This window comes from Streptomyces chengmaiensis, assembly GCF_029846775.1.
Taxonomy (GTDB): Bacteria; Actinomycetota; Actinomycetes; order Streptomycetales; family Streptomycetaceae; genus Streptomyces; species Streptomyces chengmaiensis.
Genome location: NZ_JARWBG010000002.1, coordinates 158690 through 175065 on the forward strand (window position 1 = coordinate 158690; position 16376 = coordinate 175065).

The following is a 16376-nucleotide window of genomic DNA, read 5'->3' on the forward strand; positions in this document are numbered from 1 at the left end:
AATCGACACCCGGGTGGCGGCCGATTGATGGAAAGGCCGACCGTCGTGCGGTCGGTGTCACTCGGGACGCCGGTCAGGAGCCGGTCGTTGGTGTCCGCAAGATCCGTCGCCGGGGCGGGTTACGCGGGACCAGTCCTGGCCTCCGGTCAGTCGGCGTAGGATCAACAGCAGTGCTATCAGGTGGCTTTGACGCAAACATCACTTGGGGGGTGGCGGTGCGGATCAGAGTGCTGGCCGACGGCGACGAACTAGGGCTCGCGGGGCTGACGGCGTGGTTGCGCAGGGATTCGAGGACCGCCCACCTGCACGTGGTTCAGGTGGGCCCCGAGGACGCCTCGACGATGAGTGTGCTGGAGGCCATCGACATCGTCCTGAGCAATGCGATCGCCGTCACGAACTTCGCGGTCGCTTACGCCACCTGGCGGGAGGCCAAAGCGCAGCATCCCGGGACCGGTGCGGGAACTCTGGTCCATCGGGACGCGGCGGTGGACATCAGGCATCTGTCGGCTGACGAACTGGTCGTTCTGCTTACCCAGCTGCGTGGTGAGGAGCCGGAGGGCGAGGCGGAGTGACGCCCGAGGAGGGGCGTTCTTCCCGAGCCGTGCTGTTCGGGGTCCACGAGTTCCGTCACTTCGGGGACCTGACCGGCGTCCAGCACAGTCTGGCCGCATTCAGGGACGTGCTGGCCGACCAGGACATCTGTGCCCTGCCAGAGGGGGCCTGCGAGGTGGTTCCTGCGGATGCACCTCCGGGCGGGTTCCTCGACGCTCTCGAAGATGCTGCCGAGGCAGCGGAGCACTTGCTGGTTGTCTACTATGCCGGGCACGGGCATCACGAAGCGGACGGCACTCTTCTCTTGGCGACTCGGGCCTCAAGCGTGCCACGTCCCTACCATTCGGTGAGGTACGAGACCGTGCGTAGGATCGTGGCCGGTTCGCGTGCACTGCACAAGGTAGTGATCATCGACTGCTGCTGGAGCGGGCTGGTTCACATGGACGGCGAGAACGCGGGTGCCACAGCTTTCGCCGTTCCCGGCACCTGTGTCCTGTCATCGGCTGCGGCCACGGAGAAGTCGCTGTGCGAACCCGGGGGAAGCGTCTTTACGCTCGCCTTGACCAAACTGCTCGGTGAAGGACTCAGCGGACAGCTTTCGGACGGAGCCTTTGGGGAGCACGTGCCCCGACTGGCGATGGACCAAGTATATGACGCCTTGTGCGTTCGCCTGGCAGGACGCGAGGTCGCCGGTCAGAAAGTGCCGCAGCCGCGTATGAGTGCGCTTGACGCCGGCCATCGCATCGCGATCGCCCGCAACCGGGCCTATGTGGGCGTGCCCATCGAACTTGAGGCCCTCCACGCCGAATACGAGCGCCTGGCCGCTCGGCGAATTCGACCGGACGTGCAGAATTATTCTTCTCAACAGCGATCGCCCCCCGGACATGGAGCGCAGTGCCCCTACTGCCTCCGATACATGCCTTTTGACGCAAACCGGCTGTTCCAGTTCGACGAGCGATACCAGTTCCTGCCCACCGCCCTGGACGATACGATGCATCCGGCGTTACGGCACAGAATCCTGCAGAATTCTTTTCACGAGTGCCCATTTGGCGAGCAAGGCGATCACGCACCGCTCCCCGCCCAGTACTTCCTTCATGACGAGCCATTGACCATCGCCCTGATTGGTTCCTCCACATCAGGCCGGACGACCCTGCTTGCGGCAATGATCTCGCAGATCGAAGAGGGCCTGCTAGAGCCGCTGGGGGTGCGATGTATGCCACTCTCGACCGTGAGACATGATCGCTACAGGAAGGAGGGCAATATCCATCTGTACCGGGAAGGCAAGGAGGTGAGCATGACGCCTCCGCATATAGGTTCCGCCGTAGAGCTCCTTGTGACGGGAGGGGGAAAGACCCGGCCCGTGATCTTCTTCGACGTCGCCGACGGTACTCTAGATTCGACCTCCTTGCCGCAGACGCAATTCATAACGGGGGCGACCGCATTCATTTTCACACTGGACCCGATCAACGCGTTCCGAGGCGCAGCGCTCGAACACTGGCGCCGCTATTACGGGAGGGAGCGCTCCGTACTCGGCGACCGTATGTTCAACCAATTGATCGATGCATTGCCGTGGCAGTCCCAGCATGCCGAGGCTCACGCCACCGTTGCCGTGGTCAAAAGTGACCTCCTCTCCGCCGATCCGATCGTGCAGCGCTGGTTGTCGACGGAGCTCGGCCCCAACGATGGGAACCCGGGCGAGGAATCGCGCGACGCCTACGCTTATGCCCGTCATTACGGTGGAGTCAATTGGGTCAAACCCTTTCACTACTTCTCTCGCTGCACCCTCCACTTCGTTTCGGCCACCGGAGGGCATCCATCCCCGGGCGGTGACTACGCATTCCGGCCACGGCCGCAGCGGGTTCTTGCACCTCTACTGTCGATCTTCACTGCAGCTGGCCTGCTCGACACCGAGGAAGGACAGCTGGGCGGAACAAGCGCTGCGGCACCGTAGCAGCAGTGCGGGGGGATGCTGCCGCGCACAGCGAGTGCCGCGACACTCGGAGGCGCACACGCCCGCCTGGGGGCAGACGTTGAAATGGCTTCCATCAGGCATTTCGATCACAAAAGCTGGCAGTGTCCAGTTGAGTTCTGTGGACATACACCGTGCCGCCTTCGTCCAGTCCCGGAGGCGTAGCAGCAGGATGTGTCGTTCTCCTCAAGAGTCTCGCGCCCTTGAGCCCTTGAGCAGTGCGAGTGTGAGGATCGGGTCACAGGGCCCTCGCTCCGTAGGAGCCGCTCCTCACCTGCGCCAGTGTCATCAAGATGTACATGCCCAAGCCACCCGCCTCACGCTGATTCGCGGGCTGCCGTAACGGGTCAGCGCGGCTGCTACGGGCAGCCGGCCAGCACTCGTAACGGTTCGGAAAGTTCGGAAGTTCGTGTTTTGCCTGCGGCGCGGCCATGGAATGATCGCTGCACTCGGTAACCAGAGGGAGGCGGTGGGTGCATGACCAGCCCGGAGAATCCCTTCGAAGCATCGGCGTCAGCGCTCGGGTACCTCTACCAGCTCCGCGTGGCGCTCCAGCGGTGTGTAGAGCTCTCCAGGGGCGGGATCGAGTGGAGTGTGGCGATTGAGGCTACGGACGATGTCCAGGCCCTCATCGGCTCGCAGACCGAGCTGACCCAGCTGAAAAAGCGGGCAGACAACGTGAGACTTACGGACCTGTCGTCGGACCTGTGGAAGACAATCAGGGTCTGGTCACACGCCGTTACCGAGGGGCACATCGATCTTGCCGAGACAAGCTTCTACCTGATTACCACCGCAGAGCTGCCGGACGACAGCGCGGGGTTCCTCCTGCAGCCCAAGGCCAGCGGGCACCGTGACGAGCCAGCTGCCGAGGCCCTCCTCGTCCAGGCGCGGCAGTCCTCGAAGAGTACGACGTTGGCCAAGGCATTCGAGGCGTTCGACGCGCTCGGGGCGCAACGCCGGGCCGAGCTCATCAGCCGGATCGAGGTCATCGGTGACGCGCCGGGGATGGACTCCATCAGGGAGAACCTGCTCGGCTACGCAAGCCTGGCCGTCGAGCGCCGCTTCGCCGAGTCCTTTCTTCAGCGTCTTGAGGGCTGGTTCTTCGAGCGGGCGTCCGTCCAGATGAGCTTCCCGGGATCAGCCCCGGTGACCGGCGCCGAGTTCGACGAGCTGTTCAACGACCTGCGCAATCAGATCGGTGAGCACAATCTGCCGATCGACCCTGATATCGCCGCGCTCACGGCTGCTGCCCCCGCCGCTGCCGATGCCGCCGACAAGGTATTCGTGCATCAGCTCCGGCTGATCGACGTGGGCGCGGAGCGAGTCGGCTACGCGGTTCGCGACTGGGTGAGGGCCTTTGCTCAGCGCTCCCGCTGGGCGAACGAGAACCTGCTGCGTGCCGGCGAGATCGGCGCGTATGAGCGCAGGCTCGTGGAGGAGTGGCAGTCGCGCTTCGCAGAGATGCGTGAAGACCTCGGTGATGAAGCCACCGAGGAAGAGATGAAGCGTGAGGCCAAGCTGATCTACAGGTGGGTCGACCGGGAGGCCCGGCTTCGCATCCGCACCGGCTGCGAAGAGGTGTTCGTCGTCAAGGGGTCGTACCAGATGCTCGCGGACGAGCTGCGGGTCGGGTGGCATCCGGACTTCAGCGCCCGGCTGGCGGCTCTGCTGGAGCCGGCGGGAGCCGCTGATGGCCGAGCGTGACCTCAGCCGCGAGGAGCGCGCCCTGTTCAACCCGGCCTTCACAGCACTCGTGTGCGTCCGAGTTGTGCAGGGTTACGAGAAGCAGTACCGCTCCGCCTGCCCGCTTCCAGTCGCAGTGACCGCCGCGGTCATGGCCCTCCAGCCGTCCATCCGGACGGCGCTTCCCGCCACCATCCGCACCGGGCTGATGAACTGGCTCGACGAGAACGAGGCCGTGCGCGTGGCCATGGGTCTCAACGCCGCCGCCCTCGCCGCCGTCGTGCGACCAGGCTTGCTCTTCGCCCTTCAGAGCGATGTGCTCAGGCTTCAGGGCTCCGGGCTGATAGTGAAGCCACGGGCCGTGACGGCCCTCCAGGACGGCCCCGAACAGAACACCGCGATCCAAAAGGCCGCCCACCAACTCGGGCGCTGGCTGCCCAGCACCGGCAGCATCAGCACCGTCCTGACGCTCCTGGGAGTCCAAGCGTGACCTTTCAGATCCAAGCGGTCACCGTCTACGGCAAGCAGCCCGGACAGGTCCGCACGGTCCCGTTCCGCACCGGCACTCTGAACATCGTCACGGGCGACTCCCGGCGCGGAAAGAGCGCGCTGCTGACGATCATCGACTACTGCCTGGCCAGCTCCGACTACCCCGTCAAGGCCGGCAAGGTCCGCAAGTACGTGGGCGCCTACGCCGTCACCCTGGCGAAGCCCGGCCAGCAGCTCTTCGTCGCCCGGCGCGCCCCGGAGCCGGGGAACGCCGTGAGCACCGTGCTGTGTGTCCTGTCCCAGGCCCCGGAGACCCCTCCTCTCCCGCTGGAAGAGCTGACCTTCGCGACGCCCCTGGACACCGCCAAGGACATCCTCAGCGACTTCTGCGGCATCGACCGCACCGTCAAGGTTCCCGCGGTCGCCCGCGCACAGACCATCGCTCCGTCGATCCGCCACGCGCTCTACTTCTGCTTCCAGGCGCAGAACGAGGTCGCCAACCCCGACCTGCTGTTCCACTCCCAAGGTGAGGAGTGGCGGCCGAACACCATCCGGGGTGTGATCCCGTACTTCCTTGGCGCCGTCGACCCCGAACAGGCAGCGCTGCACAACCGGCTGCGGCTCCTGCGCCGGGACCTTTCCGACCTTGAAGCCAAACTCGCCCAGGCCCGCGACCTCGGCCCAGCGTCGGGCCAGGCCCGAGCACTGCTCACCGAGGCGGTCGAGGCAGGGCTTCTACCGCACCGCGACAGCGAGCCGACGGCCGAGGAGGTCCTTGGCCTTCTGCGGTTGGCCTTGGAAGGCAGCATCCGGCAGGAGCTGGAGTCCCGACCGGACAACGACGGCGACCCGTTGGCCGCAGCCATCGGCCGGCGCGCCCAACTCCGTCGCGCCGTTGGGCGGTCCCGGGCCCGCATCGCCGACCTCAAGCGCGCGGTCGAGGAGAATGACGACTTTGCGGGCGAGGCGAGAGAGCAGCGCCGGCGTCTCGCGTCTCTCGGGTTGATGCGGCTGTCCCCGGACACCTCCCAGGCCGCCCAGTGCCCGGTGTGCGAAAGCCCGATCGCCTCGGCCAACACCACGGTGGCGACGATCATGCACGACCTCGAACGCCTCGACGGCGATCTGCAGGTGATCGGCAGCGACACGCCCGCCCTGCAACGCCAGATGGCCCTGGAGGAGGAGCAGTTGCAGCAACTGCGCGCGGCGCTCTCCGGCAGCCAGGACGAGATTAACGAGATCAGCGCCGGGCTGCGCGCGCTGCAGCAAGAGCCGGACCAGTCGCAGCGGGCCGCCCATGTGCGCGGTCGTATCAGCCTTTACCTCGACACCACCGCCCAGCATGTGAGTGCCCCGCAGGTCGAAGACCGCCGCGACGACCTCCAGCGACAGATCGCTGAGCTGGAAGAGCTCCTGAGTGACGACACCCAGGGCGACCGGCTCACCAGTTACCTGTCCCTGATCAGCCAGAACATCCGCACCAAGGCTGCATCACTGGAGCTCGACCACTCGGACGCACCCATCCGCCTCGACGTCAACCGGCTGACTGTCGTCGCCGACACGGCCGACGGTCCAGTCCGGCTCGCCGACATGGGCAGCGCCGAGAACCACCTGGGCTACCACGTCGCCACGCTGCTGAGCCTGCACGAGTGGTTCAGCGAGCACCGCGGACCCGTTCCTCGGACGCTGATCCTCGACCAGCCGTCCCAGGTGTACTTCCCGCCCGACTACACCGGCGAGCCCACACCCCAGGGGACCGACCTCAGCCACCTGCTGAATATCTACCGCATCATCAACGACACCGTCCAGGCACTCGACGGCGCGCTCCAGGTCATCGTCGTCGAGCACGCCGACCTGGCCGACCCGCTCTTCCGGGACCACGTCGTCGAGCGCTGGCGCTACAGCAACAGCCAGGCCCTCGTACCTTCGGAGTGGATCACTGAACCGATCGACGACGAGGACGAGTAGCCCAGCACTCGACGTTCGGCGTCCGCTCCACGCCGAGTGCACCTGTCGCCGTATAGTTCGAGGTCCTGTCAGCGTGATCGACCACCGAATCAGCCAGTGGACATCGAACAGCTGGCCCTGTCGCGAAGAGCGTGATCTAAGTCACAGATCAGCGAAGGAATGAGACACCTTGATCCTCCATGGCGGGTTGGCGCCTCGGGGCTCCGGTCCCACGTAAAGCGACACACACACGGGGGACACGGCGTCTGCCGCGACACCGGAGGTCGTCATCCCGGCGTCCCGCGTCGTCTGGTCACCCCGCAGGGCACACAGTCGCTCTCGCACCCGCCGCGTCCACCGCATGCGGCCCCGCGTCGCGTTCGGTGTCGTCTCCTGCGTCATCTCCTGTGTTGTCCTCACCATGTCTGCCTCCCAGAGGTCGTCTCGGATGTCTTGTCTGTTGTCGCCTGCTGCAGCCCGCGCGCATGACACGCCGTCAGCCGCCGCCGAGCAGTCCGTCCGCCAGGCCGATCACCACCGGGGCCACGCCGACCGCGAGGAAGGCCGGCAGAAAGCACAGCCCCACCGGTGCGGTGATCAGCACCTGAGCCTTACGGCCGCGAGCCGTGACCAGCCGGGCCTGATCCGCCCGCAGGCGATCGGCCAGCCGGGCGACCGGCCCCGCCGCCGGCGCGCCGGTGCGGTCCGCCCGCTCCAGGCAGCGGGCCAGCGGCTCGGCTCCCGGTATCCGGCCGAACCGGGCCCATGCCCCGGCAGGTTCACCTCCGAGCCGCAGTTCCGCGGCGGTCCGCACCAGTCGGCCGCCCACAGGCCCGGAGAGGGCCTCTCCGACCGCCTCCGCGGCGTCACGGGGCGCCGCTCCGGCGGAGAGACAGGCTGCCAGGAGGTCCGCCGCCAGAGGGAGCTGCCACATGGCCTCCCGGGCGTCCGCACCGCCCGCGCCATCCATGCCGTCCGCGGCGGCGCGCGTCGAGTCCTTCGCACGGGCCGACTGCCACCGCCGCACCGCATAGGCCGCTGCGAGCCCGGCCGACGCGCCGGCGACCCCGCCGATCAGCACCCACCCGGCAACCAGGGCCCCCAAGGGCCCCGCCCACCCCCGTGCCCACACGGCCGGCACGCGCCATCGCCGTCGTCGGCCCGCCTGCTGGCCGCCCCGGGCGGCCAGCAGGGCCTCGGCCCGGTTCCTCGTCCGGCGCTCACGGCGGTGGGCGGACGCCATCAGGGCGAGCAGGGCCAAGGCCGCGAGGGCAGACGCCGGCACCGCGAGTCCACGGAGGGCGTCCAGCCGCGCAGGGTCCAGCGGAACGCCGACCGTGCCAACGCTCATACCGGCTCCCCCCGGCGTACGATCCGGCCGGCCCAGTACAGACCGGCGCTCTCCAGCAGCCCGCCGGCGGCCAGGCAGCCAAGGCCCGCAGGCGTATGCAGCAGCACCCGCAGCGGCTCGGCGCCGAGTGCCGTGCCCATCGCCAGACCCGCTGCCGGAAGCAGCGCCAGCAGCAGGACGGTCGACCAGGCACCCGCCAACTGGGCCCGCAGCTCCTCCCGTTGGTCGCGGCGGGCCCGTAGCGCCGACTCAAGCCGGTCAAGCCCCTCCGCAAGACCCGCACCGCCGTCCACGGACACCCGCCAGCAAGCCGCCATCCCCGCGAGTCCCTCCGCCCCGGGCTCCCGGGCCGCCTCCCGCAGCGCTCCCGGCACATCGCCACCGAAGCGCGCGGCTGCCAGCACCGCGGTCTCCGCGCCGCCCAGCGCTCCGGTGGACCGCACCGCGGAGGCCAGCGCAGGCCCCGGCTGCAGTCCCGCTCTCAGCTCCCCCACAACGGCGCCGCACAGTGAGACGACGCCCTGCGCCCTGCGCTCCCGCTCCCTCGCGTGCTCCGCCGCCCGCAACCGGCGGCCCAGCAGCGGAACGGCCACCGCTCCCGCGATCAGCGGCAGCAGCGACCCGCCCAGCACGGCCACCGCCAGCGCCGCGGGCACACACCACCACTCCCGCCGCGCGCCCGCCCGCCGCCGCAACCGCCGCGCCGCCGACCGCACGCGGTCCGCCGCCCCGTCTCGCGACGACGCCACCGCACCCCCGCCCGCGAGCAGCAGCCTGCCCCTGCGCAGCCCCTGCTCCCCTCCGGCCATCAGCCACGCCGCCGCCCCCGCACACAGCGCGGCCGCGTACATCGGCTCGTCTCCCCTCACAGCGCACCCCCGGCCAGTGACCGCAGCCGCTCCCAGCCCTGTGCGCGGATGAAGCCGTCCTCGCCCCACCGCAGCGCGGGGACGGTCACCACGAAGCCGTCCCGGTCCCGCTCGAGGACATGCACCTCAGCGATCCGCCGACGCCCGCTCCTGTCCCGTACGAGATGGATCACCACCTTCAGCGCAGCCGCCAACTGGCTGTGCAACGCGGCCCTGTCCAGCCCCGCGGCCGCCCCCAGCGCCTCCAGCCGCGGTGGAACGTCCCCCGCGGCATTGGCGTGCACTGTCCCGCAGCCGCCCTCGTGACCGGTGTTCAGAGCGGCCAGGAGGTCGGACACCTCCGAGCCGCGCACCTCGCCCACCACCAGCCGGTCCGGCCGCATCCGCAGCGCCTGCCGCACCAGGTCCCGAAGCGTCACCAGACCCGCGCCCTCCTGGTTGGCCGTGCGCGTCTCCAGCCGGACCACGTGCGGGTGATCGGGGCGCAGCTCCGCCGAGTCCTCCGCGAGCACGATCCGCTCCCGCTCGCCCACCATTCCAAGCAGGCTGGAGAGCAGGGTGGTCTTCCCCGAGCCCGTGCCGCCGCCGATGAGGAACGACAGCCGGGCCTCGACCAGCGCGCGCAGCACGACGTCCCCGCCGGGCGGAACGGTTCCCGCCGCGACGAGTTCCGCCATCGAGAAGGCGCGGGGCCGGACCACCCGCAGCGACAGGCAGGTCGATCCCACCGCCACCGGAGGGATCACCGCGTGCATGCGCGTCCCGCCCGGCAGCCGGGCGTCCACCCACGGCCGCGCGTCGTCCAGCCGCCGCTCCGCCACGGCGGCGAGACGCTGCGCCAGTCTGCGGACCGAGCCCGCGTCCTCGAAGGTCACCTCCGTCAGCTCCAGTCCGCGGCCGCGGTCCACCCACACCCGATCCGGTCCGGACACCAGCACATCCGTCACCCGGGGGTCGGCCAGCAGCGGTTCGAGCGGTCCCGTGCCGACCAGTTCACAGCGGAGCCGCTCGGTGCCGCCGAGCACTTCCGCGTCCCCGAGGAGCCGGCCCTGAGCTCTCAGCGCAGCCGCCACCCGCGCGGGGGTGGGTTCGGCCCCGCTCTCTGCCAGCTGCCTGCGCACCTCGTCGAGCAGTCCCGCGGTCATGAGACGTCCTCTCCCCTCATGCCGTCCCCCGCCAGCGCGCGCTCCCAGAAGGCCGAGCAGAACCGGGCCAGCGGGCCGCGGGGGCTCGCCCCCGGCGGTGTGCCGTTTTCCTGCGCCGCCAGCAGCCCGTCTTCGAAGGGCAGTTCACCGGCGAGGGGAAGCCCCAGGGCGCCGGCGACCCACTGCTCGTCCAGCCCGGAGGCATACGGCCCGCGGACCACGGCGCGCAGGTCCTGGAGCACCATGCCGACCGCCGACGCCACCCTGTTCGCCGCGGCGACCGCACGCAGTTCGCCCGGTACGACCAGCAGCCCGAGGTCCAGCTGGGCGAGTGCCTCCGCCACGCCTTCGTCGACCCGGCGCGGCAGGTCTACGACCACGACGCCGCCCCGCCTGCGCGCCGCGGCGAGGACGGAGCGCATGGCCTCCGGAGGGATCACCACGGAGTCGCCGCGATCCCAGCTGAGCACCCTCAGCCGATGCAGTTGCGGAAGCGACTCCTCCAACGCGCCGCCTGCCACCCGTCCTTTGGATGCCGCGAAATCCGGCCATCGCCTGCCTTCCGCCTGCTCGCCGCCCAGCAGCACATCGAGGCCTCCGCCCAGCGGGTCCGCGTCGACGAGCATGGTGCCGCTGCCCGAGCGCGCCGCGGTCACCGCCAGGGCGCAGGCCAGTGTCGACGCCCCGGCGCCGCCGCGCCCGCCGATCACTCCGACGGTCAGGGCCTGCCGACCGACCCCTTCCGTGGCGTCGGCGATGCGGTCCACGAGCCAGCCCTCCGCGTCCGGCAGCCGCAGCACGCAGTCCGCCCCGATCTCCACCGCCCGCCGCCAGACGTCCGGGTCGTCCTGGTCCCGCCCGACGAGGAGCACCCCGCTTCTGCGTGTCGCCCCACGGCAGCGCGCAGCGGCGTCGTCGCCGACCAGCACCAGAGGAGCACTCGTCCAGCCGCCCCCACGCTCGGGCAGACAGTGACAGACCTCCGGTTCGGCTCCCGCGGCGGCGCACAGCCGCAGCAGATCGTCGAGCAGCTCCAGATCCTCGGTGATGATCAGCGGGCCGTCGCGCCGCCCTTCGGCGGTCTGCCGCATGTCCGATGCGATGGATCCAGCCATGATCGCTACGCCTCCTCCTGCGCCCTCGCTTCACCGCGAGATGTGGATTCCTTCAGTCCGCGAACTTCGCGGGCGGAATCACCGTGCAGCGCACCGGGAAATCGTGTGGATCTTGCTGAAAAACTGTGGACAACTGGCCACTTGTGAATATCTCCGTAGCCCAAACCAGTGACTCCCGGAGAGCACCCTCACGACTACCCACAGTGACGAATATGGGCATGGCTGCGCCCCGTCCGACAGAGGCGGCACATCGGGCCGACAGTCGGAGCCGATCATCGAGCGAACGGAGAAACGCCCCCGGACATGCGACGACCCCCGCCGGGGGGGAGAGCGGGGGTCGTCTCTCCGGCCGACTCGGGGGGGGAGGAGCCGGTCCGGGTTAGCACGGTCGCGAACGATCCGTGACTTCCATGGTGTACCCGAGAGCCTTCTCAGGCAAACCCACGCGCCCCAGCGTACGCCGAATGGCGGGCACCTATGCTCAAGCTCGTGGAAAACCACTCCTTGCCGCGCACAGCAGCCTTCTTTGACCTGGACAAGACGGTCATTGCGAAGTCGTCGACGCTGACCTTCAGCAAGTCCTTCTACCAAGGCGGGCTGATCAACCGGCGTGCCGTCCTGCGGACCGCCTACGTCCAGTTCGTTTATCTCGTCGGGGGCGCCGACCACGACCAGATGGAGCGGATGCGGGAGTACCTCTCCTCGCTCTGCAAGGGCTGGAACGTCGAGCAGGTCAAACAGCTCGTCGCCGAGACACTGCACGATCTGATCGACCCGATCATCTACGACGAGGCCGCATCCCTCATCGAAGAGCACCACACCGCGGGGCGCGACGTCGTCATCGTCTCCACCTCCGGCGCCGAGGTCGTCGAGCCGATCGGCGAGATGCTCGGCGCGGACCGGGTGGTGGCCACCCGGATGGTGGTGGGCGAGGACGGGTGCTTCACCGGCGAGGTGGAGTACTACGCCTACGGCCCGACCAAGGCCGAAGCGGTCAAGGAGCTTGCCGAGTCGGAGGGATACGATCTGGCTCGCTGCTATGCCTACAGCGATTCGGCGACCGATCTGCCGATGCTGGAGTCCGTGGGCCATCCGTATGCCGTCAATCCGGACCGCGCACTGCGCCGGGAGGCCGTTGCACGTGATTGGCCGATTCTGGACTTCCACCGTCCCGTACGACTGAAACAGCGAGTGCCCGCCCTGTCCATGCCGCCGAGGCCCGCTCTGGTCGCCGCCGCCGCGGTCGGAGCGGCGGCGGCGACCGCGGGCCTGGTCTGGTATGCGAGCCGCCGCCGCTCCGCCGCGCACAGCAGGACGGTGAACCGGGTGCGGGAGTTCGCCGGCCGGGTGGCGGAAAAGGCAGTCGGCCGCTCGGCGGACGCCGTGAACACGCCGGAGGGACTGACCGGCAGGGCGCCGGAGCGGTTCGCCGAGCATTTCACGCGCGTTTGAACCCAAAAGTAAAGAAGTGCAGCCAGGGGTTCCGCTTGCCCGCCCCCTGGAGTACAAAGGAGTCAACGGCCCGCGAGACCAAGGACATCCGAAAGGATCATCTTTTAACGCAAGGCCCCACGGACCGGAGCATGAAAACTGAGCACCCACGCGACGTCGACCCGTCGATTACGGGCCAGCCGCACCAGGTGACGGGCAGAAGTTCCCGACCTGATGGGCACATTTTCGAGGACGCTTGGTAACTCGGTGGACATGCCAGCGGCGGTACCACTTCCGGTACCGCCGCAGCCCTTTGTACGCGTCGTCCAGCGCTTGCACACGGCTCCGAGTTCCCCGGCCGCCGACGCCGGTCGTTCAGGCGGCCCCCCGCTGGAGCGCTTCACAGACCGCCGTCGTCTCGCGGACGCCCAGTTCCACCGCGCGCCCGCAGTGCGCGATCCATGCGGCCATCCCCTCCGGCGTCCCCGACAGATACCCGTCGAACGCGGCGAGATAGGCCGCACGCCCCAGTTCCGCATGTCCGACCTCGGCCGGGCAGACGGCCTTGGGGTCCAGCCCGCTGCCCACCAGGACGATGCGCTCGGCCGTCCGCGCCACCAAGCCGTTGTGCGAAGCGAAGGGGCGCAGCGCCAGCAGTTCGCCGTGCACGACGGCAGCGGTCACCAGGGCGGGCGCTGAGCTGCCCGCCACGATCAGCTCCGCCAGCCCGTCCAGTCGGCCGGCGAGTTCGCCGGCGTCCGGCAGAGGCGCCTCGATCAGCGGTTCGTCGACGCCTTCGCCCGCGAGCCTGGGCCGGCCGACCGTCTCGTCCGCCACCGCCCCGCCCGCGGCGACCAGGTGCAGCCGCGCCAGCACGCGCAGCGGGGACTGCCGCCAGATGGACAGCAGCTGGCCGGCTTCCGCCGTCAGCCGCAGGGCGGCTCCCACCGTCCGCGCCTCGGGTTCCCCGCCGAAGTCCGTACGCCTGCGGACCTCTTCAAGGGCCCAGTCCGCGCCCGAGAGCGCGGCGGAAGCACGGGCTCCGCGCAGCGCCGCCTCAGAAATGATCTCGTTGCTGCGGCGTCGCATCACCCGGTGCCCGTAGATCCGGTCGACCGCCGTGCGCACCGCGTCCACCGAGTCGGAGACGCCCGCGAGACCGGCCAGCGTGACGAGAGGATCGGCAGCGGGGCCGGGAGAGGCCGGCGAGGCATGCGTACTCATAGCCGCGAGGCTACGCGCCCGAGGCTTGCGCCCCACCTTGGAGTGGTCTTCTTCACTCGACACGACCACCCTTCGGAAGCAGACCACTACGCTAGGTGAACATGAAGATCGCTTTCGTAGGGAAGGGCGGCAGCGGGAAGACCACGCTGTCCTCGCTCTTCATCCGCCATCTGGCCGCCCGTCAGGCTTCCGTCATCGCGGTGGACGCCGACATCAACCAGCACCTGGGGGCAGCGCTCGGGCTCGATGACGCGGAGGCCGCCGCGCTCCCGGCCATGGGCTCCCATCTGCCGCTGATCAAGGACTATCTGCGGGGCTCCAATCCGCGCATCGCCTCCGCCGAGACGATGATCAAGACGACTCCGCCGGGAACGGGATCCCGGCTGCTGCGGGTGGGTGAGAGCAACCCCGTCTACGAGGCCTGCGCCCGCCGGGTGCGCCTGGACGGCGGCGAGATCCGGCTGATGGCCACGGGCCCCTTCGCCGAGTCCGACCTCGGGGTCTCCTGCTACCACTCCAAGGTCGGGGCGGTCGAACTCTTCCTCAACCACCTCGTCGACGGCCCGGACGAGTACGTGGTCGTCGATATGACCGCGGGCGCCGACTCCTTCGCCTCCGGGATGTTCACCCGCTTCGACATGACCTTCCTGGTGGCCGAGCCGACCCGCAGGGGCGTTTCCGTCTACCGCCAGTACAAGGAGTACGCACGGGACTTTGGCGTCGCGCTGCGGGTCGTCGGGAACAAGGCGCAGGGCCGGGACGATGTGTCGTTTCTGCGTGAAGAGACGGGCGACGACCTGCTCACCGTCTTCGCACACTCCGAGTGGGTCCGGGCTATGGAGAAGGGCCGTCCCGCCCGCTTCGGGCTGCTGGAGCAGGAGATCCGCACGGCCCTGGAGACACTGGGCCACACGGCCTGCGAGTCGTATGCCGGGCGGGACTGGGAGCGCTACACCCGCCAGATGGTGCACTTCCATCTCAAGAACGCCGAGAGCTGGGGGAACGAGAGGGCCGGGGTCGACCTGGCCGCCCAGGTCGACCCCGGCTTCGTACTGGGCGAGTCGCCCCCGGTCGAGCACGCCCCTCGCGAGGGCGCCTCGCGGATCGACACCCCTCAGCCCGCCTGAGCGGAGCCCTCCGCCGCGGCCGACGGGGAGGCGGGCCCGGACGGGGCAGCCGGCTGGGCGGCAAGATAGGCCGTCCAGCCGCCCTCCGGGGCCTGGCCCACCTTCAGCGCCCGCAGTTTCCCAAGGACCTTGGGGTCCTGGGCGTCCAGCCAGTCGGCGAGCTGGCGGAAGGACACGCACCGCACGTCCGACTTCACACAGACGGTCGCAATGGTCTCCTCGACGGCGCGCATATACGTGCCGCCGTTCCACGACTCGAAGTGGTTGCCGATGATCAGCGGAGCCCGGTTGCCCGCATAGGCCCGGTCGAAGGCCTGCAGCAGGCCGTCGCGCATCTGGTTGCCCCAGTACCGGTGCATTGCGGGGTCGCCGTTGACGGTCCCGGACTGGTTGACCATGAAGTTGTAGTCCATGGAGAGCGTCTCGAACTGTCGGCCGGGCACCGGCACAAGCTGCAGGGACAGATCCCACAGGCCCTTGTCCTTGTCGGGCCAGAGCTGGTTGTTGATGCCGCTCGTGTCATAGCGGAAGCCCAGCTCGCCGGCGGCGCGCACAAAGTTGTCGCGCCCCTCCAGGCAGGGAGTGCGCCCGCCGATGAGCTCCTCGTCGTAGTCGAAGGGAAGGGGCTTCTCGCCCTTCAGCCCGGCGTTCGTCTTCCAGTTCTTCACAAAGGACTTGGCCTGCCCGATCTCGCTCTTCCACTCCTCGACGGACCAGGTGCCCACGCCGCCGTCGGCACCGCAGAAGTGACCGTTGAAGTGGGTGCCGATCTCGTTGCCTTCGAGCCAGGCGCCGCGCAGCTCACGCACCGTGTCCCGGATTCCCCCGGTGTCGTTGAAGCCGATGTCGGAGCGGCCGGCCGCATGCTTCGGCGGGTCGTAGAGCGTGGCCTTCTCCTCGGGCAGCAGATAGACGCCGCTCAGGAAGTACGTCATGGTCGCGCCGTACTTCCTGCCCACCGAGCGGAAGTGCGAGAAGAGCTTCTGACCGTCCTCACCGGAGCCGTCCCAGGAGAACACCACGAACTGCGGCGGAGTCTGACCCGGCTTCAGGCGCTCCGGCTTGAGCAGCCCCGGCTGCGGCCCCGTGACCGCCGTGGAGCCGTCGCCGATCAGCCGTACCGCGTTCTTCGGGCCGGCGGCGCCCTGCTTCTCGGCGCCTCCCTGCTTCGCGCCCGCCCGCGGGTCCGAGTCCGCGGAGTCCGAGCCGGGGTCGGCGCAGCCGGCAAGTCCTGCGGTCAGCGCCGCGGCGAGCACGCCGACGGCGATCCTGCTCGTGGCGGCCTTCATCCGCCCACCTCATTTCCTCGCTCTTCCGCTGACCGGACGGCGCCGTGCGGCGCGCCGCACGGAAGCACGCCGAAAGAAGATCCGGCAGTACGACTATCCGCCTGTACGACAGGACGGATGGCACGCCAACGTCGCATCGAGGGCCGCGGAGAAGCAGGAAGACGGGGCGCGATCAGATCACTTAT

General features: G+C 69.1%; 12 protein-coding genes and 2 pseudogenes. 7 read left to right on the plus strand and 7 right to left on the minus strand.

Translation table 11 applies throughout. The annotated features are described in order from the left end of the window. Positions 1–209 precede the first annotated feature (209 nt). Both QCN29_RS02555 and QCN29_RS02560 read left to right on the plus strand, forming a co-directional pair. Positions 210–572 carry an effector-associated constant component EACC1 gene (locus tag QCN29_RS02555; protein WP_279925946.1) on the plus strand — a complete coding sequence of 121 codons (363 nt, stop codon included), beginning with the start codon at positions 210–212 and terminating at the stop codon, positions 570–572. Then, complete coding sequence (locus QCN29_RS02560) at positions 569–2503, plus strand: caspase, EACC1-associated type (protein WP_279925948.1); 1935 nt, start codon at positions 569–571, stop codon at positions 2501–2503. Before QCN29_RS02555 ends, QCN29_RS02560 begins: the two co-directional genes overlap by 4 nt. A gap of 42 nt (positions 2504–2545) precedes the next feature. On the opposite strand, the pseudogene QCN29_RS37320 reads toward QCN29_RS02560, so the two are convergent. Beyond that, positions 2546–2635 (minus strand): annotated as a pseudogene (locus QCN29_RS37320) (GP88 family protein); the annotation flags it as partial. A gap of 363 nt (positions 2636–2998) precedes the next feature. Between QCN29_RS37320 and QCN29_RS02570 the strand changes: the two are divergent. The 3 genes from QCN29_RS02570 to QCN29_RS02580 are packed head-to-tail and all read left to right on the plus strand — an operon-like array spanning position 2999 to position 6661. Beyond that, entirely contained in the window at positions 2999–4225 is a 1227-nt protein-coding gene (locus QCN29_RS02570) for an ABC-three component system protein (protein WP_279925952.1), read from the plus strand. After that, positions 4212–4694 carry a three component ABC system middle component gene (locus QCN29_RS02575; protein ID WP_279925954.1) on the plus strand — a complete coding sequence of 161 codons (483 nt, stop codon included), beginning with the start codon at positions 4212–4214 and terminating at the stop codon, positions 4692–4694. Before QCN29_RS02570 ends, QCN29_RS02575 begins: the two co-directional genes overlap by 14 nt. After that, the gene (locus QCN29_RS02580; RefSeq protein ID WP_279925956.1) at positions 4691–6661 is read left to right on the plus strand and encodes a DUF3732 domain-containing protein; all 1971 of its coding nucleotides are present in this window, start codon (positions 4691–4693) and stop codon (positions 6659–6661) included. The genes QCN29_RS02575 and QCN29_RS02580 overlap by 4 nt, the downstream gene beginning before the upstream one ends. Before the next feature lie 475 nt (positions 6662–7136). On the opposite strand, the gene QCN29_RS02585 is transcribed toward QCN29_RS02580, so the two are convergent. The 4 genes from QCN29_RS02585 to ssd are packed head-to-tail and all read right to left on the minus strand — an operon-like array spanning position 7137 to position 11120. Beyond that, entirely contained in the window at positions 7137–7991 is an 855-nt protein-coding gene (locus QCN29_RS02585) for a type II secretion system F family protein (RefSeq protein WP_279925958.1), read from the minus strand. After that, positions 7988–8842, minus strand: coding sequence for a type II secretion system F family protein (locus QCN29_RS02590; protein WP_279925960.1), 855 nt, complete (start codon positions 8840–8842; stop codon positions 7988–7990). The genes QCN29_RS02585 and QCN29_RS02590 overlap by 4 nt, the downstream gene beginning before the upstream one ends. 14 nt (positions 8843–8856) lie before the next feature. After that, a complete protein-coding gene (locus QCN29_RS02595; RefSeq protein ID WP_279925962.1) occupies positions 8857–10005 on the minus strand; it encodes a TadA family conjugal transfer-associated ATPase in 1149 nt (382 codons plus the stop codon). After that, the gene (gene ssd / locus QCN29_RS02600) at positions 10002–11120 is read right to left on the minus strand and encodes a septum site-determining protein Ssd (protein ID WP_279925964.1); all 1119 of its coding nucleotides are present in this window, start codon (positions 11118–11120) and stop codon (positions 10002–10004) included. The genes QCN29_RS02595 and ssd overlap by 4 nt, the downstream gene beginning before the upstream one ends. 477 nt (positions 11121–11597) lie before the next feature. Here ssd and QCN29_RS02605 point away from each other — a divergent pair. Beyond that, a pseudogene (locus QCN29_RS02605) lies at positions 11598–12422 on the plus strand (HAD family hydrolase); the annotation flags it as partial. Positions 12423–12926: 504 nt separating this feature from the next. Here the strand turns inward: QCN29_RS02605 and QCN29_RS02610 are convergent. After that, entirely contained in the window at positions 12927–13775 is an 849-nt protein-coding gene (locus QCN29_RS02610; protein ID WP_279925966.1) for a Fic family protein, read from the minus strand. 101 nt (positions 13776–13876) lie between these two features. Between QCN29_RS02610 and QCN29_RS02615 the strand changes: the two genes are divergently transcribed. After that, entirely contained in the window at positions 13877–14902 is a 1026-nt protein-coding gene (locus QCN29_RS02615) for an ATP-binding protein (RefSeq protein ID WP_279925968.1), read from the plus strand. On the opposite strand, the gene QCN29_RS02620 is transcribed toward QCN29_RS02615, so the two are convergent. Then, the gene (locus tag QCN29_RS02620) at positions 14890–16191 is read right to left on the minus strand and encodes a polysaccharide deacetylase family protein (protein ID WP_279925970.1); all 1302 of its coding nucleotides are present in this window, start codon (positions 16189–16191) and stop codon (positions 14890–14892) included. The two genes, QCN29_RS02615 and QCN29_RS02620, sit on opposite strands and share 13 nt — an antisense overlap. Positions 16192–16376: the final 185 nt, after the last annotated feature.

Excerpts from the sequence above, each read along its gene's own strand:
- QCN29_RS02570 (WP_279925952.1), top strand. The coding sequence starts at position 2,999 with ATGACCAGCCCGGAGAATCCCTTCGAAGCATCGGCGTCAGCGCTCGGG.
- QCN29_RS02575 (WP_279925954.1), top strand. The coding sequence starts at position 4,212 with ATGGCCGAGCGTGACCTCAGCCGCGAGGAGCGCGCCCTGTTCAACCCG.
- QCN29_RS02585 (WP_279925958.1), bottom strand. The coding sequence starts at position 7,991 with ATGAGCGTTGGCACGGTCGGCGTTCCGCTGGACCCTGCGCGGCTGGAC.
- QCN29_RS02590 (WP_279925960.1), bottom strand. The coding sequence starts at position 8,842 with ATGTACGCGGCCGCGCTGTGTGCGGGGGCGGCGGCGTGGCTGATGGCC.
- QCN29_RS02595 (WP_279925962.1), bottom strand. The coding sequence starts at position 10,005 with ATGACCGCGGGACTGCTCGACGAGGTGCGCAGGCAGCTGGCAGAGAGC.
- ssd (WP_279925964.1), bottom strand. The coding sequence starts at position 11,120 with ATGGCTGGATCCATCGCATCGGACATGCGGCAGACCGCCGAAGGGCGG.
- QCN29_RS02610 (WP_279925966.1), bottom strand. The coding sequence starts at position 13,775 with ATGAGTACGCATGCCTCGCCGGCCTCTCCCGGCCCCGCTGCCGATCCT.
- QCN29_RS02615 (WP_279925968.1), top strand. The coding sequence starts at position 13,877 with ATGAAGATCGCTTTCGTAGGGAAGGGCGGCAGCGGGAAGACCACGCTG.
- QCN29_RS02620 (WP_279925970.1), bottom strand. The coding sequence starts at position 16,191 with ATGAAGGCCGCCACGAGCAGGATCGCCGTCGGCGTGCTCGCCGCGGCG.